21 protein-coding genes are annotated in these 22,651 nt (G+C 42.2%); 3 read left to right on the top strand and 18 right to left on the bottom strand.

What is annotated here, in order from left to right:
- Positions 1-63 precede the first annotated feature (63 nt).
- The 8 genes from atpA to ACFSQ3_RS06155 all read right to left on the bottom strand — a co-directional run bounded on the left by atpA (position 64) and on the right by ACFSQ3_RS06155 (position 7,155).
- Complete coding sequence (atpA, locus tag ACFSQ3_RS06190) at positions 64-1,638, bottom strand: F0F1 ATP synthase subunit alpha (RefSeq protein ID WP_380868526.1); 1,575 nt, start codon at positions 1,636-1,638, stop codon at positions 64-66.
- 60 nt (positions 1,639-1,698) lie between these two features.
- Positions 1,699-2,244, bottom strand: coding sequence for an ATP synthase F1 subunit delta (gene atpH, locus ACFSQ3_RS06185; protein ID WP_380868524.1), 546 nt, complete (start codon positions 2,242-2,244; stop codon positions 1,699-1,701).
- Between the two features lie 25 nt (positions 2,245-2,269).
- Positions 2,270-2,770: a F0F1 ATP synthase subunit B gene (gene atpF, locus ACFSQ3_RS06180; RefSeq protein WP_380868522.1), complete on the bottom strand. Its 501-nt coding sequence runs from the start codon at positions 2,768-2,770 to the stop codon at positions 2,270-2,272.
- A gap of 110 nt (positions 2,771-2,880) precedes the next feature.
- Positions 2,881-3,069 carry an ATP synthase F0 subunit C gene (gene atpE / locus ACFSQ3_RS06175; protein ID WP_380868520.1) on the bottom strand — a complete coding sequence of 63 codons (189 nt, stop codon included), beginning with the start codon at positions 3,067-3,069 and terminating at the stop codon, positions 2,881-2,883.
- 36 nt (positions 3,070-3,105) lie between these two features.
- A complete protein-coding gene (gene atpB, locus ACFSQ3_RS06170) occupies positions 3,106-4,182 on the bottom strand; it encodes a F0F1 ATP synthase subunit A (RefSeq protein WP_449329217.1) in 1,077 nt (358 codons plus the stop codon).
- A 91-nt stretch (positions 4,183-4,273) separates the two neighbouring features.
- On the bottom strand, positions 4,274-4,684 hold the full coding sequence (locus ACFSQ3_RS06165; RefSeq protein WP_380868517.1) for a hypothetical protein: 411 nt from the start codon (positions 4,682-4,684) through the stop codon (positions 4,274-4,276).
- Complete coding sequence (locus ACFSQ3_RS06160) at positions 4,677-4,901, bottom strand: AtpZ/AtpI family protein (protein WP_380868515.1); 225 nt, start codon at positions 4,899-4,901, stop codon at positions 4,677-4,679. Before ACFSQ3_RS06160 ends, ACFSQ3_RS06165 begins: the two co-directional genes overlap by 8 nt.
- A 43-nt stretch (positions 4,902-4,944) precedes the next feature.
- Positions 4,945-7,155, bottom strand: coding sequence for a helix-turn-helix domain-containing protein (locus tag ACFSQ3_RS06155; protein ID WP_380868513.1), 2,211 nt, complete (start codon positions 7,153-7,155; stop codon positions 4,945-4,947).
- A gap of 101 nt (positions 7,156-7,256) precedes the next feature.
- Between ACFSQ3_RS06155 and ACFSQ3_RS06150 the strand changes: the two genes are divergently transcribed.
- Positions 7,257-7,760 (top strand): phosphoheptose isomerase, encoded by a 504-nt coding sequence (locus ACFSQ3_RS06150; RefSeq protein WP_380868511.1) that lies wholly within the window; start codon positions 7,257-7,259, stop codon positions 7,758-7,760.
- 366 nt (positions 7,761-8,126) lie between these two features.
- Here the strand turns inward: ACFSQ3_RS06150 and ACFSQ3_RS06145 are convergent, their stop codons facing one another.
- The 9 genes from ACFSQ3_RS06145 to ACFSQ3_RS06105 form a co-directional block, all read right to left on the bottom strand.
- Positions 8,127-10,847 carry a carboxypeptidase regulatory-like domain-containing protein gene (locus ACFSQ3_RS06145; protein WP_380868509.1) on the bottom strand — a complete coding sequence of 907 codons (2,721 nt, stop codon included), beginning with the start codon at positions 10,845-10,847 and terminating at the stop codon, positions 8,127-8,129.
- Between the two features lie 83 nt (positions 10,848-10,930).
- The gene (gene cls / locus ACFSQ3_RS06140) at positions 10,931-12,394 is read right to left on the bottom strand and encodes a cardiolipin synthase (protein WP_380868507.1); all 1,464 of its coding nucleotides are present in this window, start codon (positions 12,392-12,394) and stop codon (positions 10,931-10,933) included.
- 88 nt (positions 12,395-12,482) lie between these two features.
- Positions 12,483-13,175, bottom strand: a complete 693-nt coding sequence (locus ACFSQ3_RS06135; RefSeq protein WP_380868506.1) for a sulfite exporter TauE/SafE family protein — start codon at positions 13,173-13,175, stop codon at positions 12,483-12,485.
- 12 nt (positions 13,176-13,187) lie between these two features.
- On the bottom strand, positions 13,188-13,613 hold the full coding sequence (locus tag ACFSQ3_RS06130) for a FixH family protein (protein ID WP_380868504.1): 426 nt from the start codon (positions 13,611-13,613) through the stop codon (positions 13,188-13,190).
- A 27-nt stretch (positions 13,614-13,640) separates the two neighbouring features.
- Complete coding sequence (ccoG, locus tag ACFSQ3_RS06125; RefSeq protein WP_380868503.1) at positions 13,641-15,020, bottom strand: cytochrome c oxidase accessory protein CcoG; 1,380 nt, start codon at positions 15,018-15,020, stop codon at positions 13,641-13,643.
- 34 nt (positions 15,021-15,054) lie between these two features.
- On the bottom strand, positions 15,055-15,906 hold the full coding sequence (locus ACFSQ3_RS06120) for a cbb3-type cytochrome c oxidase N-terminal domain-containing protein (protein WP_380868501.1): 852 nt from the start codon (positions 15,904-15,906) through the stop codon (positions 15,055-15,057).
- 11 nt (positions 15,907-15,917) lie between these two features.
- Complete coding sequence (locus tag ACFSQ3_RS06115; protein ID WP_380868499.1) at positions 15,918-16,103, bottom strand: hypothetical protein; 186 nt, start codon at positions 16,101-16,103, stop codon at positions 15,918-15,920.
- A 42-nt stretch (positions 16,104-16,145) separates the two neighbouring features.
- Positions 16,146-18,254 carry a cytochrome-c oxidase, cbb3-type subunit I gene (ccoN, locus tag ACFSQ3_RS06110; RefSeq protein ID WP_380868498.1) on the bottom strand — a complete coding sequence of 703 codons (2,109 nt, stop codon included), beginning with the start codon at positions 18,252-18,254 and terminating at the stop codon, positions 16,146-16,148.
- Positions 18,255-18,416: 162 nt separating this feature from the next.
- The gene (locus ACFSQ3_RS06105) at positions 18,417-19,217 is read right to left on the bottom strand and encodes a lytic transglycosylase domain-containing protein (protein ID WP_380868496.1); all 801 of its coding nucleotides are present in this window, start codon (positions 19,215-19,217) and stop codon (positions 18,417-18,419) included.
- Positions 19,218-19,437: 220 nt separating this feature from the next.
- Here ACFSQ3_RS06105 and ACFSQ3_RS06100 point away from each other — a divergent pair, with 220 nt between their 5' ends.
- Together ACFSQ3_RS06100 and ACFSQ3_RS06095 are read left to right on the top strand one after the other, a co-directional pair.
- Positions 19,438-20,715: a pseudouridine synthase gene (locus tag ACFSQ3_RS06100; protein ID WP_380868494.1), complete on the top strand. Its 1,278-nt coding sequence runs from the start codon at positions 19,438-19,440 to the stop codon at positions 20,713-20,715.
- A gap of 87 nt (positions 20,716-20,802) precedes the next feature.
- A complete protein-coding gene (locus ACFSQ3_RS06095; protein WP_380868492.1) occupies positions 20,803-21,273 on the top strand; it encodes a pyrophosphohydrolase domain-containing protein in 471 nt (156 codons plus the stop codon).
- 58 nt (positions 21,274-21,331) lie between these two features.
- Here ACFSQ3_RS06095 and ACFSQ3_RS06090 read toward each other — a convergent pair whose 3' ends face one another.
- Positions 21,332-22,279 (bottom strand): TIGR01212 family radical SAM protein, encoded by a 948-nt coding sequence (locus tag ACFSQ3_RS06090; RefSeq protein ID WP_380868490.1) that lies wholly within the window; start codon positions 22,277-22,279, stop codon positions 21,332-21,334.
- Between the last annotated feature and the right edge of the window lie 372 nt (positions 22,280-22,651).

Raw genomic sequence — 22,651 nt, 5'->3', positions numbered from 1 at the left:
GTAATTAGATAGGAGAAATGAGAAAATTCTCAATTCTCCTATCTTTTATCTCCTATCTAAAAATTAATATTTAGATGCTAATTCCTTAGCTACTGTTTCTAATACACTTGTTTGCTCATCCGAGAATTTACCTGCTTTCAAGCCAGCCAACACTTCTGGATGACGTTGCTCTAATTGCATTACGTATTCTTCTTCGAACTGACGAACTTTGTTTACAGGAACGCTACGCAACAAACCTTTTGTACCGATGTAAATGATAGCAACTTGTTTCTCTACAGAAACTGGGGAGAACTGACCTTGTTTCAAGATTTCCACGTTACGTGCACCTTTATCCAAAACAGCTTTGGTAGCCGCATCTAAATCCGAACCAAATTTAGAGAACGCTTCCAATTCACGGTATTGTGCTTGATCCAATTTCAAGGTACCAGCAACTTTCTTCATCGACTTAATTTGCGCGTTACCACCAACACGAGATACCGAAATACCCACGTTAATTGCTGGACGAATACCGGCATTGAATAAGTTGGACTCCAAGAAAATCTGACCGTCCGTAATGGAAATTACGTTGGTTGGGATGTAAGCAGAAACATCACCCGCTTGTGTTTCAATGATCGGCAATGCTGTTAATGAACCACCACCTTTTACCAAATGTTTGATCGATTCAGGTAAATCATTCATAGAAGCCGCGATTTGATCATTTGCATTGATTTTCGCTGCACGCTCCAATAAACGAGAGTGAAGGTAGAATACGTCACCTGGATATGCCTCACGGCCTGGAGGACGTTTCAATAACAAAGAAACCTCACGGTAAGCCACCGCTTGTTTAGACAAATCATCATAAACGATTAACGCTGGACGACCTGTATCACGGAAGAACTCACCAATTGCAGCACCAGCCATTGGCGCGTAGAATTGCATTGGAGCTGGATCTGCCGCTGACGCCGAAACAACTACTGTATATGCCATTGCACCTTTTTCTTCCAACGTACGAACGATGTTCGCTACCGTAGAATTCTTTTGTCCAACAGCTACGTAGATACAGAAAACAGGATTTCCTGCATCATAAAATTCTTTTTGATTGATGATGGTATCGATACAAACGGCAGTTTTACCAGTTTGACGGTCACCAATTACCAACTCACGTTGACCACGACCAACCGGAATCATCGCGTCAATCGCTTTGATACCTGTTTGCAATGGCTCCGTTACTGGCTGACGGTAGATTACACCTGGCGCTTTACGCTCGATCGGCATTTCGTACGTCTCACCAACGATCGCACCTTTACCATCGATAGGCTGACCCAACGTATTTACTACACGACCCAACAAACCTTCACCAACTTTTAGCGACGCAATGCGGTTCGTACGTTTGATCGTATCCCCCTCTTTGATTTCGTCTGATGAACCCAAGATTACAACACCGACGTTGTCTTCTTCCAAGTTCAATACGATACCTTGCAATCCATTTTCAAATTCAACCAATTCACCGGACTGAACTTTAGTCAATCCATAGATACGCGCGATACCGTCACCGACTTGCAATACGGTACCTACTTCCTCAAGTTCCGCATCTGATTTAAAGCCTGACAATTGCTCGCGAAGAATTGCCGAAACTTCATCTGGTCTTACCTCTATCATTTTAATATTATAAGGGGTTTTTGAATTTAATTATACTTACCGCTATGCTTACCGTTGTCCTTAGATAACGCTTGCTGCGAAATGTTTCTCCAATTTATTTAATTTTCCGGCGATGCTCAAATCTACTTGGCGATCACCTACTTTAACCACGAAACCGCCGATTAACGTCGCATCCACTTTGTTGCTCAAAACCACTTCCGCGTTGATCTCGCGACCAATTTGCGTAGCAAGTTGCGATAAGCTTTCTGGCGAAAGTGCCGTCGCCGAAGTAACCGTAGCGTGCACAATGCCTTTTTCGATGTGGTATTCACGGATGAATTCTTGTGCAACATCTACCAAAATTTCACCACGACCTTTTGTCACCAATATATTAAAGAAATTAAGAATTGATGGCTGTATTTTACCTGCAAACAAAGCAGATAAGATCGATTTCTTTTTATCTTGTTTGATAATTGGATTTCGAAGAATGGCCGCTAATTCTGAGTTTTGCTTTACTAAAGCAAGAAATTGCTCCATATCGGTTTTCACCGCATCCAAATTATTTTGCTCCCTAGAGAGATCAATTAGGGATTTAGCGTATCGTGAAGCAACAGTATATACTGACATAGAAATTCTTTAATGAATACGTGTACTAGCTTAATTTTACGTCTTTCAACAAGTCAGCCACTAAAGACTCTTGTTTTGATTTATCTTCAAATTCTTTCGTTAACACGACACGTGCAATATCCAAAGATAAAGAAGAAACCTCAGATTTCACTTCTGCTAATGCGCGTAGCTTTTGCTCTTCGATTTCACGTTTCGCGTCTTCGATCAAACGCGCACCTTCTGTTTGTGCATGTTGTTTTGCTTCGCTAACGATTTTATCTTTCAATTCTTTCGCTTCTTTCAAAATCAAATCACGTTCTTCACGCGCTTCTTTCAACAGCTGCTCGTTTTCGTTGGTTAGGCGCGCCATTTCCAACTTTGCTTTTTCCGCAGAAGCTAACGCATCAGCGATACCGTTTTCGCGTTCTTCTAAGGCGTTTACAATTGGCGTCCAAGCAAATTTACCTAAGATTACGATAACGATGATCAAGATAATTAGCTGCCAAAAGAACAGACCGTACGAAAACTGATTAATAAGTGCTTCCATTATAATGCGTAGTATAAGGGTTAATTTTTTGTCTTTTTGTTGAATTTAACAAAGCATAGCCTGCAACCAACCGTTGCAGCCTATGTCTGTACTTTTAAAGCGATCTGAGCTTATTTACCCAAGATCAACGCACCGAATGCCAAACCTTCGATCAAGGCACCGATGATAATCATTGCAGTCTGGATTTTAGAAGCTGCTTCTGGTTGACGAGCGATTGCTTCCATAGCAGAACCACCGATTTTACCCATACCTAAGCCTGCTCCAATTACGATAAGACCTGCTCCAATTAAGTTGTACATAATAATGAATTTATAAAATTTAACAAAAAATGCTGATTAATGATGAGCGTGTTCTTCAACCGCCATACCGATAAATAATGATGATAACATCGTAAAGATGAACGCTTGCAAGAACGCCACCAATAATTCCAAGATAAATAACAATAAAGTTAACGCCATGGATACACCGATACTACCACCAACTGTCAATTGGTTTTGGAACAAATATACGATCGCGATCAACCCCATCACGACGGAGTGACCTGCTGTGATGTTTGCGAACAAACGCAACATCAACGAGAATGGCTTCGTGAATATTCCTAACAGTTCAATTGGCATCAAAAACACCTTGAATAGCGCAGGCACACCTGGCATCCAGAAAATGTGTTTCCAATAATCTTTATTTGCTTTCACGTTCGTGATTACGAATGTAAACAACGCTAGACACAACGTTACCGTGATATTACCCGTTACGTTGAAACCAAGCGGCGTTAAGCCCAATAAGTTCAACAAGAAGATCAAGAAGAATACCGACAATAAATACGGCATAAATTCTTTATAGCGATGACCGATATTAGGAATGGCCATCTCGTCACGAACGTACAACACTAATGGCTCCAAGAAGCGACCTGCTCCCTTTGGTAAGTTGTTCGCGCCTTTTTTGTAGGTTTTTGCTAATGAAGTAAAACCAACGAACAACAACAAAGCTGCTAATAAAAGACCTACAACGTTTTTCGTAATCGAGAAATCTAAAGGTTTTTCGTTTGTTGCGTGATGATCTTCGTCGTAATTGATGGTTCCAGCAGCATCTGTTTTATAGATTTTACCGTGGTACAATGCGTAATGCTGACCGTTTTTCTCTACCACGTGCTCGCCATGGTGAAACTCACCCGAAGAGAAGATGTGGAAACCGTTATCAATTAAGATAACCGGCAATGGAAACCCATAATGCTTACCAGCCTTCTTGTCAGTGAACAACGAAAAGTAATGATCGTCCTGCAAGTGATGGTTGATGTATTCGGAAATTTCTTCCGCTTCAGTTTTTGAACCTTCCTGATGCGCATCGGCTGCACGCAGTGTAAATGGGCTAACAGTAAGTAAAAATACTGTGAAACAGATAAGTGCTTTCTTCAAATTTAGCATTTTAGATTTCGATTGAAAAACAAAAATTTTGCGCAAAAATACAACTTTCTTTGGCATAACATACCATTTCCGAGAACTTTTATTAAATTTTAGTTTCCACATCCGGCTCAGCCTGATTTATAGCACGATACGCCATGTACACGTCTACAAAAAGAAAGAGGAAAAAGACGATCAGGAACTGCAAAGCAAGAAACTTATCCTCCGATGCTTCCAAACCTGCGTTGATGTAAACATAACTTGCAATCGCCTTCAACAAAACCAATCCCAGAAAAATAAATCCGACGTTCTTCGGCATCGCGAATTGCGCCATAGCGATCATCACAACCACAAGCAAAGAAGCCCCTGCCTGCAACGCGTACATGCCTTCTAAAGAATATCCCAATGCGATCCATCTTTCGGAGAACCCCATCGCCGTACTGATGCCGTAGTGCGCAGCATAAGCCACTCCAGCGAACAACAAAACAAACAAGACAGGTTTCAAAAGTTTACTCATCACGATTTAAATAGTTTACCATGCGGATAAAATGGTATAAGGATGCGGCCACACCCAACAAGGTAAAACCTTTCATCCACCATTCTCCAGTGACATTATATTGATGATCTAACCACTGCCCTACCCAGTAAAACGCATAAATTGTAGCTCCCATTTGGAAGGGCATAGTGGAAAATACCAGCCATTTATTCGCCTTCTTTTTATCGTTGGTGGACATGTTAATTTTAGATCAGTCGACAAATATAAGCTATTGTCATTGGCTAGCCTAATCCCAATACTTTTTGTCCAATGCGGATATCCGGATAATCGAAATCCTTACCTAGAATAACTTTAATTTCCGAAGATGATTTGCCGTCGTGTTCCTTTAAAACGGCCACAACACGATCCAGCTTATCCTTATCAATCAGATCCTCTGCCTCGATTTCCTCACCTACGAAATTAATCAGATGCCCATAAATCGTTCCAGCAACCATCCCACGTTTTTGCGCGATTTGTTCAATGGAAGATCCATCTTGAAACATCGACAAGCTGATTGCTTTCGTATCCATCGGCACCTCATCGCTAGTATCTTTTTTGATGCTCTCATCTGTTACCTTGTCGGTTTTCAACACGTCGGAAGGTAATGTCGCCAAATCGCCATTGAGCACCTCAGCAATAGTTAAGCTATGCTTAATTTGCTCATGCTTCCGCTTAAAATCCAATAAAATCGCTTTCAGTTCGGTAATGTACTTTTTAGTTCGTTTTTTGATTTGCCATTCCGCAATATGTTTTTCTAACGGATCAATTAATTCATCTGTCATCTTTGGCAGAAACCAATTTACCGCAGATTTTGTGCGATTATGTATTTCACTGTAATCGATATTGGCCGCATCTCGGAATAGATTATATAATTGAGTAACGAACTTATTAGCCACTTTCTCTTGCGCTTTCGCATCATCCAACAGCGTGGCAAAGAATAATAACGCCGTTTCTTTCGAATCAATATTTCTTTCCTCCAAAGCTTTTGCTTGGGCTTCGGTTACCTCCACCAAGTTCGTCCAGCGAAAACTTTGCAGTAAAATTTGTCCTAAATACTGGCGTTGTCCTTTCTGCAGTACATCTCGCAACTGCTCACTAGCTAAAGCTTGCGCCATATAATTGACCACTTGTCCATCCGTTCGGATCGAATGCGGAGCGATCTGACTGCGCAGCACCAAACCTTCCAAACCGCGCAATCGCGACAGCGCTACATAAACTTGTCCAGCTGCGAAGGAAGTTCCTGCATCAATAATGGCTCGGTCGAAGGTTAAGCCCTGACTTTTATGAATGGTAATTGCCCAGGCCAACCGCAACGGATATTGCGAAAATGTACCCATTACCTCCTCCTCGATCTTATCGTCGCCTTTATTATAGCTGTATTTGATGTTCTCCCAAGTTTCTCGCTTCACGGTAACATCATCCGATCCGTCAGCAAAACTGACGATAATCTGATGCTTATCGGTTTTCAGTTCTTTTACCGTACCGATTTTTCCATTGTAGAACTTGCGATCTTCGCCGACATCGTTTTTGATGAACATTACCTGCGCACCTTCTTTCAGCGTCAACAATTCTTCGGTCGGATACGATCCTTGTTGAAATTCATCTTTAACGACCGCTTTGAGGTTAAACATTTTCCCGGGAAGATGTTGCAAAGCTTCTTGATTAAGCTGATCCGCTAAGCGATTATGAGAAGTTAACGTAATATATTGTTCGTCTTTCGACGGAATAAAATCCGGCCGATAATAGGCATTCAGCTGCGCTAAATCTTCCGACGTCGTCTTATTATTTCTAATGTTGTTGAGCACGTTGATGAAGTGATCGTCTTTCTGCCGATAAATTTTCTGCAATTCTAAAATAACAGGCGGATATTCGCGCAGCACTTTCGCATCAAAGAAAAACGGACTGGAATAATGATCGCGAAGCACCTGCCATTCATGATCGCGCACTACAGGTGGCAACTGATATAAATCGCCAATAAAAAGCACTTGCAAGCCACCAAACGGTCGCATATCTCGGCGCACAGATTTCAAAATCACATCAATAGCATCCAACGTATCAGCGCGCACCATGGAAACCTCATCGATCACCAGTAACTCCAATTCTTGCAAAATAGCTCGACGTTGTTTGGTCAACTTAATCGTACTGAACAACCTGCTTTTGTTGTAGATATGGCTATCTTCCTGATCCCAAAGTAAGGGATAATCTTCGATAAAAGTTCCGAATGGCAACCAAAATAGTGCGTGCAGCGTCGTTCCTCCAGCGTGCATCGCCGCCACACCGGTCGGCGCGGTGATCGCCATTTTTTTATAGCAATTCTGCTGAATGTATTTTAGAAATGTTGTTTTACCCGTACCTGCCTTTCCGGTAAGGAATAGTGGCTGATTGGTTTGGTTGACAAAGGCTACTGCCTGTAAAAAAGATGGATTTTCGGTATCTAAACTTTGTGTGGCCATAAGTTACAAAGCTACAAATAAATCATTCCAGCGGGGAGTTTTCATATAATTTTGGCGGTATTATTGATAAACCCTATATTCACTAGATAAATAAATACTAGATGGCAACATATATTGATAAAAGCGAACTTTTTAAACAAATTGAGGAAAAACTTACTGGCGAAGGCTTCGGCATCGACAAGGAAGATCAAACCCGTCCTTGGGGAGGTTTCTTTGTGATCAATGAAGATCAGGCGCAGGAATTTGCGAATACTTATTTCGATGGATTAGACGTACAGGAGCTAAAAATATCTGGTAAACTTAGTCCGAAGATTTTGGTGGTAAGCCCGAACAAAAGACTTTCTTGGCAGTATCACCACCGTCGTGCTGAAATTTGGCGCGTGGTTCAAGGTGAAGTGGGCGTGGTTACAAGTCCAACGGATGAAGAACACGAATTGAAAATTTTGAAACCAAATGATACGATTCGTTTGAGCCAAGGCGAGCGTCACCGCTTGGTAGGTTTAGATGGCTACGGCGTTTTAGCAGAAATTTGGCAACATACCGATGCGGAAAACCCTTCTGACGAGGACGATATCGTTCGCGTGCAAGATGATTTCGGTAGATAGATCGGCTAAGAATTCGTAATATAAAAAACGCTTTATCTTATTAAAAGATGAAGCGTTTTTTTTGTTTGCTCTTACTGGAACTTCATTATAAAACCAAAGAATGAGGTTTAAACAATCTTGTATGAATTAACAACTCAACGACTTTACAACACCTTAACCTCCTCAACCTAATTCCACCCTATCAACTCTAAAAATAGACTGCTTCTTCATGCTTCCTCGCACTGACGGCTTGAGTAGTTTTTACATCTACCTCGGCCAACACGTCATTACGAAGCTGAGGAACGAGGCTGAAGTAATCTAGCGAATTAACAACTCAACGAATTCAACCATAACAAATCAACAACCTTACCACCTCACAAACAAAAACTACTTTACCTGATAGTAATACACTTGTCGTCCGACACTTCCCATTCGATCCATACCTTCGACAATTACTTTGTAGCGACCATTTCCGTCGCCGTTGAAATAATCTAAAGTCATTTCGCCTGAACCATCAATCAACACATCCGGATTCCAATAAATGGTGGAACGGAAATCCGACGTGTTTTTGCTTTGCGGCGTATCGTATTTTGGCGTGTAAAAAGTTCTAGTCTTCACGTATCCTAATGGATACAGATCGACAATATTTGTTTTTGGCAGAATCGCCTCGATCTCTGCTAAGGACATACGCGGACGTTTCGGCGTATCATCTTTCTTGGTGATGATGGAAACCACCCCATCATTCTGGTAAGTACGGCTTACTGTTCCCAATTCATCACGAAGGAAAATCTCAATCGCTTCAATTTCTGCTGGCTGAATTGAGTTCAACGACGGTTCATCTATCGGCATACCATTCAAAAAGAACTGCACTGGAACACGACTACCTTGATTATAATTACGCGAAACGTAGTATTTCAAAGTATTGTTGTCATACGTGATTCCTGTCAGCAAGGTGTTCAAACACATCGTTAACACGTTACATCCCGTAATCCGATCTGCTTCAATGCGGTGTTCTGGCATGTTTAATCCAGATAATGAACCAAAATCACGGCTGCTTTGTTTCTTGACAACGGTGCGATTCACTTGCACCTCATCGATGACGATAGAAGTACGGAATTCCTTCTTGCTGTTCGCCAAATAAGGATTCAACTGTTCATCAATATTCTGAATAAACGAACCTTTGAAAGGCGAATTTGCATCGATTTCCGGGAAATGTGTTTGATCCATATTGATAACCAGCGAACGGAAGTTATCGTTACCTCGAGCACTGACCGTTACTTGCGCTGAATCCGGGAATACCAACTCATCAAATGAGAAGCGACCTTGCTGATCCGTGTAGGTATCTTTGCGCATTCCTAAAGCAGGAATGGACAATAATAATCCACCATTCGGTTGCGTGCGGCCGTTATTCATTCTCAACGTTCCTGAAACAGAAATACCTTGCTCCGGCATAAACATCACCTGCGGGTATTCCGCCTTCAATAATTTCTTATAATCAAAACGGCTGAAACCTTGTGTCATTAATAAAGCTTCCAAAGCTTCTGCCCTATTTTCGTGTTTCGGATTAAAATAATAATTTGGCTTCTCCACAAATCCTTGCAAATCGGAAGTCAACAACAAATTGCTTAAAATTCCTAACTCTTGATCATCATCATAAGGCACCTTCGTTTCATCCACCACCGTCACTGAATACGAGCTTGCAACGCTATCCGTTCCATTTTTTAGGGCAACTTTTAGTTTTACAGGATCTTTACTCCTATAAGAATCTTTATCGCTGGATACCGCAATATCCAATAAATCTTCCGTAGTGGAATTGCAGAAAACTAAACGCTCGCTAACCGGCGTGCCATCGGTAGTAAACAACGTGAACTGAACCACGCCGTTTGGCATATTTTCGCGCGGAACTTTTACTAAAACGGAAGAGTTCTTCATAGCGATTTGTGCGGCGTACACCAGATGTCCGTTCGATTGTCCGAACACATAAAAAGCACTATTTTCTAACTTTTTATAATGATTATCGCTCGTTACAATTCCCAATTGCATGTGCGTATCATCGGCAGGCAAACTAACTAAGTTCACGGCTTCATCCACCACGGCCGGTAGATCGTATGTTTTTTCTTGTCCGTTATCGAATGTGACAATCGCTTTATAGCTTTCACCGGATTGTGGAATGAATGAAAAATATCCCATCCCCATACCCAAATCCGCGAAAGAAGCGACTTCGTTTTTCTTACCGTCAATTACTTTTCCTTTAACTTTCGCTCCTTTTCCGTCGTTGCTCAATGCTTTAAAAGCCACATTTTTCGCTAAACCGGAAATCAAATCACCACCTTCCGGAAAGAATTGCACGTCGACATCCCAAATCGCGGATGATAAAGAATACTGTCCAACGAGCTTTTCCTCGTTGTTGTCAATTTGGATCAGCAATCGTCCCGTTTTCATCAGCTCCTTATTCTTCGCTGACAGTGAAATGCTGACGCGACCCATGTCGTCGGTTTCCGCTCTCCCTTTATCAAACTGATCCCATCCATCATTGGCTTCCCAATTCAATTTCTTTCTCGACAAAATCGCACCCGATTTATCGCGGAATTGTAAAGTTGCTTTTGTTTTATTGCCGTCCGGTGTAAAATTGACGATCGCTCCAAGCTTTTTATTAATGGCATCTCCAATCGGAACGACTTTATTGTAAAAATAATCTTGGTTGAAGTTTACCATCCATTTGGTATATGCACGGAAGCGATAGTTATCTTGCTTCCAGAATTCCTGATCCAGCACCAACTGCCCTTTACCTACACCATTTTTCATCTGCACGCGCAAGGTTTGAATTAACGAATCTCGGCTATTCAACACCTCAACATACACGATTTTACTTGGATCGTAGTTACCCAAATTGTAATTCAAATAGGATTTGAACCACAACGTATCGCCCACAGCATAATACGGCTTATCGAAATGAAGATGCACTTTTTCCACGGGATAGACGCCGAAATAACCTTGTACTTTTTCTACCACATCATTGATAGGAACAGTCGGTTTTTGCTGCGCAAAAGATAAAATGGAAACGGAAAATAAGAAAACGGTTAAATAGAAGCTGATCTTTGATTTCATGTATTGTGCATTCAGAACAGCTAAATATATCGCTTTTTCATGGAATCGAGGGAAAGCTTACCATTTTTTAACACTAAAAAATACTATAACAATGGCGCCAATAGCCTACAAATCGAATCAACACCTTTCTTCCATCGCGGCCGCGCTGCCCAATCTGCTAAGCTTAGTAATCGACCACCTGCTTTGTCTTTTTCGTATTGTGCGTTCATCTGCTTACCCATCTCACGATCTGCAATCACGGCCGCAATTTCATAATTAATATAAAAGCTTCTGATATCCAAATTGACGGTTCCAATGAAACTCAATGTCCCATCGATACACACCGTTTTTGCGTGCAAAAATCCTTTTTCGTATAGGTAAACATGGATACCACGTTGTAGCAAAGGTTTGAGAAAGGAAAATGACGCATGTTGCACGATCCACGAATCGCCACTTGCCGGAACCATCAATTCGACGCGAACACCGGACGCCGCAGCCATCATCAGGGCAGTTTCTAATTCCTCGCTAGGAATATAATAAGGCGTGCATAACTGAATGCTTTCTTTCGCAGAGCCAATAGCAATTAGCAATGCCTCCATATTGTATGGCGCGTCGGATCCGGGATCGCTGACAGCAAAAGAAACAGCAGCATGGCCTACATCCGATTTCGGTGGTTGGATAACACGCTCATCCAATGCAAAATCTGCTCCGCCAGCTTGATTCCACAACGTCCAAAAATGCACTTGCAACAGCGTAACCGACTCGCCTTCAATCCGAACAGCTGTATCCCGCCAATACATTCCATCGGCATAAGGATTGATGTATCGATCGGAAATATTGATTCCTCCGACAAAAGCAGTTCGGCCGTCGACCACACAGATTTTTCGGTGATTGCGGTAATTGCTATTTGCTAATTGCGTGAATGTGACGGGAAGAAAAACTTCGTATTCGATATTTGTAGCGCTCTTTTTGAGATATTTTACCACATCCGACGAACCGAAGGCATCTATTAAAAGACGAACCTTCACCCCTTCTTTCGCTTTCTGTTCGAGCACCGAGATGACCTTTTTGCCAATCTGATCCAAGTCGAAAATGTAATATTCTAGATGAATAGAATGTTCCGCATTTTCCAATGCTTTCAACATATATTCGAATTTCTGCTCGCCGTTTAGCATTAATTGCACATCGTTGCTGAGCGATGGAATGCAGATTTGTTCGTTACGCAGGTATGCGTAAACGCGACTCAAATCACCGATATCTTCGCGAAGTTGATTTAAGGAAGCATTGATTTTTGGTGCTAACCGCTGGATGGCAGCAGCATTTTTCTTCAATTGAATTTGACTACTTTTTTTGAGTTTTTTCTCTTTTTTAAATTTCTGTCCGAACAGATAATAAAGCGCAATACCAACAAACGGAAGAAAAACGATAACCAATACCCAAGCGATGGTTTTTGTCGGGTTTCTGTTTTCGATAAGAATAGTGGAAATTAAACCGAGATACAAGATGAACAACGGTATCCAATACCATTCTTGTATAAAAGGCCAAACTTGGTAAACTATTTCTTTCATCTGCTATTCATCCGATCAGTTGGAAACTGACGACCAAACGAATATAGTCAATACTTTTTAAAGGATTTTATCTTAGCGATTTGAAAAGCTAAGCGCAATGCGATGATCCTTCAGGAAATAATATCGGACTCAGAAATGGAATATCCAAATTTGCTCCGCGCAACAAAAACCAAACGCCCAACAAGATATACAAACTAGGCAGGAACCATGAAAAGCGCCACTTAATACGTCGATTAGTGATTTGAACGATTGCCGACATGAGGAAAATGAGCGGCCAAGTTCCTAGGCCAAATGCGACCATAAATAGAAAGCTTCCCCACAATCCATTGGCATTAACCGCTGAAGTGAGCGCCATATAAACCATTCCACATGGTAATAATCCGTTCAACATACCAACAACCAACGAACCGCCCGGTCGAAACATCCACTTGCCAACACTCTTGACAAATGGTTGTGTCCAACGATTCTGCATCTTTTGGAATTCGTTCCATTTAATACCAAGTACTTGAAATAAGCCAATTCCTATAAGCAGCGCTCCACTTATCAAACTAATCGCTTGTTGCCATCCCGCCATCTTCCCAATTTGTCCAAGCACACCAAAGAGCAGCCCCAACAATCCGTAAACGACAACGCGGCCGACATGATATAAGCAAACAGAAATAGCAGTGTGCCATGCACTTTTACCTTGGCTCGTGATGCTGAACATCAGCGGTCCGCACATCACCGCGCAGTGCATACTGCCAAAAAATCCCATGAAAAAAGCAAAATAAGCGTAGCCCATCGCTGAAATGATTTATGGCACAAATAGATTGTGATCCGATTGATATTGCACCCCATGACTTTCCCAGCGGAGCTGAATTTGCCAGTGACCGCTGGCATAAGTAGCAATTGGAATCAGTAAATTTTCATCGGAGATACGGAAGCTTTCTTCGCGATCCAACCGTCCGTCAGAAGGACGCTTCCACCACATTGTACCGTTATTTTCGGAATTCGCGAAATGAACCAGCAAGGTGTCCGTTTTGATTCTTAAAATCGGCGTAGCTTTATCGCGAGATAGGTTTTCCTTTCTTGTGTACTCTTCACTGTAATGCAAACCTTTATCGTAATAATCGCTTTGTTCTAAAGAATCGGTATCCTGATTGACCATGTAAAGCACGGAGCCGACAATGAACGACATAAATGCGATCATTCCTACCACCAAATAATTTCCCCAATTCATGTTCTTAATATTTTAATTGTGTCTGTTTTACTGTTTGGTAACCGCGTTTGCAATGGGCGCGACGAACGTTGTTTTCATAGTTTTAACCACCTCCCCATTTGAAACAAGCTGTAATTTCACATCCGTTTTGTAGGTTTTGATATTCGCCTTTGGCGAAATCAGGAAGAAACTCATCATAGCGGTTCCATCTGATGCTAACATATCGATATGATTAATCACTTGTACCTTCATCTTTTCATCTTCACTACGTAAAGTAAAAGGAATGGCATTGCCGGACTTATTTGTCAGCTCCAAGGTATACAAGTTGCTGACTGTGTTGTCTTCGCGCTTTTGGTAAGAACTTCCTTTGGCGCGCAACAAACGGCCGTCAATTGGAGAGCGATTAATCATTAGCGCGGCGAAGACGGATGTTAACACAACGAGCACAGCAGCATAAGCCCACAATCGACGATTTGACTTCTTCTCCGTCCGCACGCCGGTTTCTAACTCATTTGCACTGTAAAATCCGATCAAGCCAATTGGCTTTTGTAGCTTGTCCATCACCGCGTCGCAAGCATCTATGCATGCTGTACAATTGACACATTCTAGTTGCAAACCATTTCGAATATCAATTCCGGTTGGACAAACGTGCACGCAAAGTTTACAATCCAAGCAATCTCCTTTCGCTTCCGTTGCCACTTTTCGCACTTTCCCTCGCGGTTCACCACGTTGATAATCATATGCCACCGTTTTCGTTGAATCATCTACCAACACGCTTTGCAAACGTCCGTACGGACAGATCGTAATACATACGATTTCGCGGAGATGCGCAAAAACACTATAAAATACAGCCGTAAAAACGAGCAAGGAAACAAACCCAACCGTATGCGCTGCGATTGGCTCGCTGATGATTTGCCAAAGTTCATCAACGCCGATGACGTAGGCTAAAAAAAGATTTGAAATCAGGAATGAAATCAGGAGGAAAATACTGTGTTTGAAAAATTTCTTCCAAGCTCTTTCATCGGTATCCGGGCCTTCATTTAGTTTACGCTGCTGTGTCCAATCGCCTTCAATCCAGTATTCTATTCGACGAAAAATCAGTTCCATAAATACAGTCTGAGGACAAGCCCAACCACACCAAACCCGACCGAATTTGGCCGTGATGAAAACGATTCCAATCATGGCGATCAGCATGCCGAATACGAACAGATACAAATCCTGTGGGTAAAACAACATACCGAAAACTGCAAACTTCCTCGAAACCACATTCAGCATCAGCAACGGATATTGTCCGATTTTGATGAAGGGAATCAGGATGAATAAAGCAAGCAAACCATAGCCAACCCATTGCCTGCGTTTATACCAAATTCCTGCGGGCATTTTCGCATAAATCCAACTTCGCTTAGTCGTATTCGCTGCGGCATCCATGATCTACTAATTATATACGCGTTCTTGGATTATTTTATTCGTATGTTACTTCGATGCCTTCCGGTGCTTTCGGATTTGCCGGTTTGCTATCGCGTAAAGACAAGATGTAATTACTGACTTCAGCAATCTGCCCTGGCGTCAGGGTTTGTTCCCATGGCACCATACCTTTGTCAGGAATACCATATTTTACCGTTTTAAAAACATCGCGAATTTTACCGCCATGCAACCAATGGTTGTCCGTTAAATTAGGTCCGATTCCGCCTTCTCCCTGTCCACCGTGACAAGCTGCACAGTTCGCAGAAAAGATTGCCTTTCCAGCAACCGCTAACGCTCCGGTAGAATCCACAGTAACCGTAGTTTCATCGACCAAATTAGCTGCTTGACTGAGATAAACTTGTCGCGCTTCCTCCGCTTGCGCCACCTCAAGCACGTATTCTTGATCTTGATTAAGCCCCCAGCCAAAAACATGGAAGGAAAACAAATAGCCGATTCCGAAAATAATCGTCGAGTAAAACAGAAAGTTGAACCAAATTGGAATCGGGTTATCCAACTCAGCAATACCGTCGAAGTCGTGATTTTCGATCACTAAATCTTTCTCTTCTTCCAACTTATGCAAGCCTAGCAATCCAGCCCACTGAAGTTTTCGCTTTTCCGCACGTTGCTGCGTTGCTTCGATCTTCTTCGTTTGTTCCGCCTTCCAACTTTCCGGAAACGTAGTTCGGTACATCGTTTGAACGGCACGCTGAATCATGTACAATGCAATCAAAATGATCAACATGGCTACCACCACAGAAATCAAAAATATGGTATGGTGAATTTCCTGTCCTTTTAATAGGTTGCCGGCCAAACTTTGCCAAGCAATCGCCGTGTTTATATATGTTATCATCAGTCGACGTTCTAAAAGTTATTATTCTCTTTTTCGGCATCCTCCTCATCCAATGGAATCTGTTCCATATAACTGGTGAAATCCTTCCGCATGGTTAGCAGCATCACAATTACCATTGTGAAGAAGATGAGAAATATCCAAAGGGAAACCATTAAATAGATTTCGTCGCCGTGAAGATTTGATATTTGCTTGAACATGTCTTTGTAGTATTAATAATTACTCTTCTCTTTGTTGCGCTGCTATTTGCTCGCTTTGATATCCGTTCCCAATCGTTGTAGATAAGCGATGATGGCAATAATTTCCCGGTCATTGCTCACTTCTACATCATTTGCTTCCAGCGCCGTTGTGATCTCCTGTGCTTGTTTCGTAGCATTCGCAACCGCATTTTTTACTTCCGCATCCGTGTATGGCACGCCGAGCGTTTTCATAACCGCCAATTTTTTGGATAAATCGTCGTAGTTGATTTCTTGCTCAATGAGCCAAGGATACGCCGGCATAATACTTCCCGGAGAGGTAATGGTTGGATCGAGCAAGTGATCGAAATGCCATTTATGTGGGTACTTTCCTCCAATACGTTGTAGATCCGGTCCTGTTCGTTTTGATCCCCATAAGAATGGATGATCGTAAACAAATTCGCCTGCTTTGCTGTACTCGCCATAGCGCGCGGTTTCCGAACGAAACGGCCGAATGGTTTGTGAATGGCAATTCACACAGCCTTCGCGGATATACAAATCGCGTCCTTGAATTTCGAGCGCGCTATATGGTTTCACCGAAGCAATCGTTGGCACGTTGCTGCTGACGGTAAACGTCGGAATCATTTCTACCATACCGCCGATCAGAATAGCGACCAATGCCAGCACCATAAACAGCATAGGTTTACGTTCCAACCGACGGTGACGGTAGCGTTCGGCATGCGCATGATGATCTAATGCTGGTGCTTCCGCACGTTCATTAGCCACTAACTTGCCAGCGCGCATAGTTTTTACCAAATTGTAGGCCATCATCAGCGCACCTGCGAGGTATAAAGCTCCGCCAAAAGCACGCATCATATGCATCGGAATAATTTCCAATGTGGTCGCCAAGAAGTTTGGATTGCGCAATACTCCTTCCGGCGTAAAATCTTTCCACATCAAGCCTTGAACAACCGCCGCCCAATACATCGGAATAGCATAGAACAAAATTCCTAACGTGCCAATCCAGAAATGGGCATTGGCTAACTTTTTAGAATATAATTCGGTTTTGTAAATTCTTGGAACAATCCAGTATAAGATCGCGAAGGTCATAAAACCATTCCATCCCAACGCGCCCACGTGTACATGCGCAACGATCCAGTCCGTAAAGTGCGCAATCGCGTTCACTTGTTTTAGGGATAATAACGGCCCTTCGAACGTCGCCATCCCATACGCAGTAAGCGCTACTACCATAAATTTTAAGGTAGGTTCTTTGCGAACTTTATCCCAAGCACCGCGCAAGGTAAGCAAGCCATTGATCATACCACCCCAAGAAGGCGCAATGAGCATCACGGAAAACACAACGCCTAAAGACTGTACCCAACCCGGCAATGCGGTGTACAACAAATGGTGTGGACCGGCCCAGATGTAGATAAATATTAATGACCAAAAATGGAGAATACTCAATCGATAAGAATAGATCGGACGATTGGCCATTTTCGGCAGGAAGTAATACATCATCCCCAAATAAGGAGTCGTTAGGAAGAATGCTACCGCGTTATGTCCGTACCACCATTGCACTAAGGCATCTTGTACACCGGCATATACATAATAACTTTTCCAAAAGCTAACGGGAATTTGAATCGAATTTACGATGTGGAGCACAGCAATAGTGACCAACGTCGCTATGTAGAACCAAACGGCAACATACATATGCTTTTCGCGACGTTTGATAATGGTGCCGAACATGTTGATACCGAATACAACCCAGATCAAAGTGATCGCAACATCAATCGGCCATTCCATTTCCGCATATTCGTGGGAACTGGTTAGTCCTAATGGCAGCGTTATCGCCGAAGCCACAATAATCAATTGCCAACCCCAAAAATGGATTTTGCTGAGTACGTCGCTAAACATACGCGCTTTGAGTACGCGCTGTAAGGAATAATAAACACCCATAAAGATTCCGTTGCCGACGAAGGCAAAAATGACGGCGTTGGTATGTACGGGGCGCACCCGACCAAAGGTCGTGTACTGGGTTAAAAAATTCATTGCCGGCCAGATCAGCTGCAAAGCAACGAGCAAGCCAACCGTCATGCCAACAATACCCCAAACAATGGTCGCTACCCCAAAGTTTCGGACAATTTTGTTGTCATAATCAAATTGCTGAATGTGCATGGTTCTACGTATTTATGTGTATCCAAAAGTAGATATCCGCGCACACCGCGCTAATGATGAAGTATACCGAAAAAGGTGATCTATATCACAAATTCTCCGAAAACAAAAAAAGTCCACAAACCAATGGCTTGCGGACTTTCTCCGTTTTTGTTGTTGGGATGCTTAGAGCATTCCGTTTGCAGCAGTTTGTGTTTCTGTATCTGCTTTTGCTAATCTTCTGTAACCAAAGCGATCGGGATTTTCGATCACAGATTTTACAGAAATCAGCTTGTACACGTACGATCCAGTTTCGCGGTTCAGATTAAGCGCATAATAGCTTTCCGTTCCTTGGCGACGAATAGAGCGCTTTAAACTGCCTCCGCCAACATTGTACGCCGCAGCTACCAACGTCCAATCGCCAAACTGGTTGTACAAATACTTCAAATACTTTGCAGCAGCGTGTGTTGATTTATCCAAGTTCAAACGATCGTCCACCTGCGCATTCACGCGCAAACCATACAACCTTGCGGTCGACGGAATAAACTGCCAATAACCACCGGCACCTTTATGCGAAGACGTTTTCGGATCTAAATCACTTTCCACAACCGGAATGTATTTAAAATCATCTGGAATACCGTACGATGCTAGAATCGCTGCGATGCGCGGCAAATATTCATCTGCTTTGCGATGCATTTTGTACGATTGAATTTTCTTGTAGGAAAATCTTTTGAGGTAAGTAGTCAGCTTATTTTTCACAGCTGGATCGTCCAATGGTACTTCCTCTTCGGCAAATGTAACGTCGCTCCAGTACGAGTCGCGTTCGGTAGAATCTTCCGTTGCCTCAACTTTTTGTTTTTTGTCGAACTCCCACGCCACAGGATTGGTCCCTTTTTGCGCCGTTTCGACATTTGAGCTTGAGTATAATTTTGTCAGAACAATAGCGACAAGAGCTACACTACAAGCCAAAGCTTTTATTTTAATCATCCACTTCCTTAATGTTACCCGTCCCCAAAAACTACTAAAATGCAGGGGAAAATGATAACTTGGTAAATTGAGCCGACAAATATACGAACGATTTATTTAATTTACAAACAGTTACAAACGATGCGTCATTGTAGCACTACAAATAAAGGTTACAAAATCCATTGAATAATAGATAAATACAAAAATAATCGTACCTTTGCACGCTAATAAAAAACTCAATATGCCATTCAATAACAAAAGGAACAGTCGTGACGACAGCACCAGAAGAGGTAGAAGTAATGAGGATCGCCCATCCCGCGGTTCTGATCGTCCAAAATCAAATTTTTCTTCATCCGACAAAAGATTCAAAGATAATCGCGGCGAAGAGCGCGGATCAAGAAGTCAAGGGGATGGGTTTGCAAAAAAATCGTTCCGCGGAGCGGAAGATCGCAAGCCATATAATAGCGAAGGTCGCCGTTCGGCAGATGACCGCAAACCATTTGGAAGCGACAACCGCCGTTCTTCAGAAGAGCGCGGAACAGGCAGAAGCAATGAAAAATTCGGCAAGAAAGAAGGTTTCGGACGCAGCAATTCGTCCCGCCCGGATTTCAAACAACGCGATGGTTTCAAAAAACGTTCGTTCACAGATCGCGATGAGCAGTCTCAAGACGGCAAAAGATCATCTTTCAGAGATAGAAAGCCTTTCGTAAAACGCGAGGATAACGGCGACGATAAGCCACGTTTCCCAAACAGAAAATTCGCACAAGCGAAAAAACCGGCGAGCGGACAAGTTAAAGATGACGGAACAATCCGTTTGAACCGCTACATTTCCAACTCCGGTATTTGTTCTCGCCGTAAGGCGGATGAATTAATTGGGGCTGGTGTAATCTCGGTTAATGGTGAAGTAGTCACTGAACTAGGTACAAAAGTAGATCCGGCAAAAGACGAAATCCGTTACAACAATGAGCGCCTTAAGCGCGAGAAAATGGTGTACGTACTTTTGAATAAACCGAAAGATTATATTACCACTACGGATGATCCACAGGAACGCCGCACAGTGATGCAGTTGGTATCGAAAGCTACTAAAGAACGTATTTATCCGGTAGGAAGATTAGATAGAAACACAACAGGTTTATTGTTGTTGACAAACGATGGTAATCTGGCGGAGAAACTATCTCATCCTAGAAATAACATGAGCAAAATCTACCACGTAGAACTCAACAAAAGTTTGACGCAAGGAGATATGAACAAAATCCAATTTGGTATTGAATTGGAAGATGGCTTGATCAAACCGGATGAAGTGAGCTACGTAACTGGAGCGAGCAAGAAAGAAATCGGCATTCAAATCCATAGTGGTAAGAACCGTATTGTTAGACGTATTTTCGAACATCTAGGTTACGACGTCGTTAAATTGGATCGCGTAGTTTATGCGAACTTGACGAAAAAAGATTTGCCACGAGGCAGATGGCGCTACCTAGACGAACGCGAGTTGATTCAGTTGAAACACTTAATGAAATAAAATACCCGAGGCGCTGCAAAGCGCCTTTTTTATGAGTTGGCAAATTGTATTGTTAAATCGTATTTTTGAAGAAATTAAAATAGAAAAATGATAGATCCTAAATGCTTAACATCCGTTTCTGAGTTTCATAAAACATTCCAACATCCGATCTTGGAAGAACCTCAAATTCCTGCAGAAAATCGCAGTGCACTACGTGTTTCTTTGATTGCTGAAGAATTGAAAGAATTGGAAGAAGCTATTCAAAATAAAGATTTAGTAGAAGTAGCTGATGCGCTGTGTGATATCCAATATGTATTATCGGGAGCAATCTTGGAATTCGGACTGCAGAATAAGTTCAATGCGTTGTTCGAAGAAGTACAACGTTCCAACATGAGCAAAGCTTGCAAAACAGAGGAAGAAGCGTTGCAAACACAAGCACATTATCTCGAAAAAGGGGTAGAATCGTATTATAAGAAAGTGGATGATTTGTTTTTGGTTTTCCGCGAAGGTGATCACAAAACATTGAAATCCGTAAACTATTCGCCAGCGGATTTGACATCCATCTTGGCAGAAAAATAAAAAATCAGACTTTTCTCAAAATCTGATTAAAAACTTTCGATAAGGATCGGCTGAAAAGCTACGCTTGATATGCTGATCCTTGTCTTACTCCTCTCGCCTCTAATCCCTTATCAATTTCCGTTTGAATTTTCGATTTTGGCATATCCCAATTAGGAGCGATTAACAATTCCTTGTCTGCAATTCCGAAAATACGTTGAATAATAATATCAGGTCGTAACAAAGGAATAAACTTGGCTAAAAATTCTGTATACTCTTCCAAACTAAAAAGCTTGAAAGGTTCCTTTTTGAATTTCACGCCCATAATCGAACCTTCCACGATATGCAAATGGTGAAGTTTAACGAACTTGATATGTGGTTGCTTATTGATTTCCTTCGCATACTTCAACATCATTTCTTCCGTTTCCCAAGGAAAACCGAAAATGGTGTGCACACAAAGCTCCAACTTAGAACCTTCCAACTGCTTCATGATGTCCAAAAATTCATCATGCAAGCATCCGCGATTAATTCGTTCGAGCGTTTCGTTGTAAATGGATTCCATGCCCATTTCCAAATCCACATCATAGCGATCTGTATAACTCTCCAGCAAGGCAATCTTTTCAAAATCCAGGCAATCGGGCCGCGTTCCAACGGATAGACCAACGGTGTGTTCCGGACAAATACTTAACGCTTCATCGTACATCATTTTCAATAAATGCGTCGGCGCGTAGGTATTGGTGTTCGGCTGAAAATAAATTACAAATTTCTCGGCGCCGTACGAATTCCGCGCACGCTCAATACCATTTTCTACCTGCTCACGGATAGATGGAATCTTTCGCGCTGTATCTGGCGTAAACGAATCCACATTGCAATAGGTGCAACCACCGTAACCTTTACTCCCGTCCCTATTCGGACAAGTAAAGTTTCCATCCACAATAACCTTAAAAACTTTCTTCCCGTTGTACTTTTCTTTCAAGTACGCACCGTAATGATTGTAAGGTTTAATCCCTGTATCTAATAGTGTTGCCATCTTCGGATGCAAAGATACATATAGAAAATGGTTATACAAGGAGTATCGAAGTCATGAGGAACTAGCAGTTAGTAAATAGATATGAATATTGCGTACTAAGTAGCAAGTTACGCAGGAACCTTGATAAGTAAGCACGTTTTATTTCCATAACTGATCGCTAATCACTCCCTCACTCGAAATTACGTCACTCGTAAATTCTGTTACGGGTAACATGCCTTAGCTAGTAACTACTATCATTCGAATAGAATATGAATATAGAAACGTAAGCCTATAAACGCAAAAAAGCCCTTGCGATTATGCAAGGGCTTTTAGTATAAAATTAGGCACCGACCTACTCTCCCACCTGTTACGGCAATACCATCGGCTCTGGCG

The organism is Sphingobacterium corticis (assembly GCF_042684745.1).
GTDB lineage: Bacteria > Bacteroidota > Bacteroidia > Sphingobacteriales > Sphingobacteriaceae > Sphingobacterium > Sphingobacterium corticis.
This window is presented reverse-complemented; position numbering and strand designations above follow the sequence as displayed.

Bases quoted from the DNA above. Each gene is read 5' to 3' on its own strand.
- atpH (WP_380868524.1), bottom strand. From the start codon at position 2,244: ATGTCAGTATATACTGTTGCTTCACGATACGCTAAATCCCTAATTGAT.
- ACFSQ3_RS06115 (WP_380868499.1), bottom strand. From the start codon at position 16,103: ATGTTCAAGCAAATATCAAATCTTCACGGCGACGAAATCTATTTAATG.
- ACFSQ3_RS06090 (WP_380868490.1), bottom strand. From the start codon at position 22,279: ATGGCAACACTATTAGATACAGGGATTAAACCTTACAATCATTACGGT.
- ACFSQ3_RS06165 (WP_380868517.1), bottom strand. From the start codon at position 4,684: ATGAGTAAACTTTTGAAACCTGTCTTGTTTGTTTTGTTGTTCGCTGGA.
- cls (WP_380868507.1), bottom strand. From the start codon at position 12,394: ATGAAAGAAATAGTTTACCAAGTTTGGCCTTTTATACAAGAATGGTAT.
- atpA (WP_380868526.1), bottom strand. From the start codon at position 1,638: ATGATAGAGGTAAGACCAGATGAAGTTTCGGCAATTCTTCGCGAGCAA.
- ACFSQ3_RS06145 (WP_380868509.1), bottom strand. From the start codon at position 10,847: ATGAAATCAAAGATCAGCTTCTATTTAACCGTTTTCTTATTTTCCGTT.
- ccoN (WP_380868498.1), bottom strand. From the start codon at position 18,254: ATGCACATTCAGCAATTTGATTATGACAACAAAATTGTCCGAAACTTT.
- ACFSQ3_RS06150 (WP_380868511.1), top strand. From the start codon at position 7,257: ATGGCAACATATATTGATAAAAGCGAACTTTTTAAACAAATTGAGGAA.
- atpF (WP_380868522.1), bottom strand. From the start codon at position 2,770: ATGGAAGCACTTATTAATCAGTTTTCGTACGGTCTGTTCTTTTGGCAG.
- ACFSQ3_RS06160 (WP_380868515.1), bottom strand. From the start codon at position 4,901: ATGTCCACCAACGATAAAAAGAAGGCGAATAAATGGCTGGTATTTTCC.
- atpE (WP_380868520.1), bottom strand. From the start codon at position 3,069: ATGTACAACTTAATTGGAGCAGGTCTTATCGTAATTGGAGCAGGCTTA.
- ACFSQ3_RS06130 (WP_380868504.1), bottom strand. From the start codon at position 13,613: ATGAATTGGGGAAATTATTTGGTGGTAGGAATGATCGCATTTATGTCG.
- ACFSQ3_RS06155 (WP_380868513.1), bottom strand. From the start codon at position 7,155: ATGGCCACACAAAGTTTAGATACCGAAAATCCATCTTTTTTACAGGCA.
- ACFSQ3_RS06120 (WP_380868501.1), bottom strand. From the start codon at position 15,906: ATGATAACATATATAAACACGGCGATTGCTTGGCAAAGTTTGGCCGGC.
- ACFSQ3_RS06135 (WP_380868506.1), bottom strand. From the start codon at position 13,175: ATGGGCTACGCTTATTTTGCTTTTTTCATGGGATTTTTTGGCAGTATG.
- ACFSQ3_RS06105 (WP_380868496.1), bottom strand. From the start codon at position 19,217: ATGATTAAAATAAAAGCTTTGGCTTGTAGTGTAGCTCTTGTCGCTATT.
- ACFSQ3_RS06095 (WP_380868492.1), top strand. From the start codon at position 20,803: ATGATAGATCCTAAATGCTTAACATCCGTTTCTGAGTTTCATAAAACA.
- ACFSQ3_RS06100 (WP_380868494.1), top strand. From the start codon at position 19,438: ATGCCATTCAATAACAAAAGGAACAGTCGTGACGACAGCACCAGAAGA.
- ccoG (WP_380868503.1), bottom strand. From the start codon at position 15,020: ATGGATGCCGCAGCGAATACGACTAAGCGAAGTTGGATTTATGCGAAA.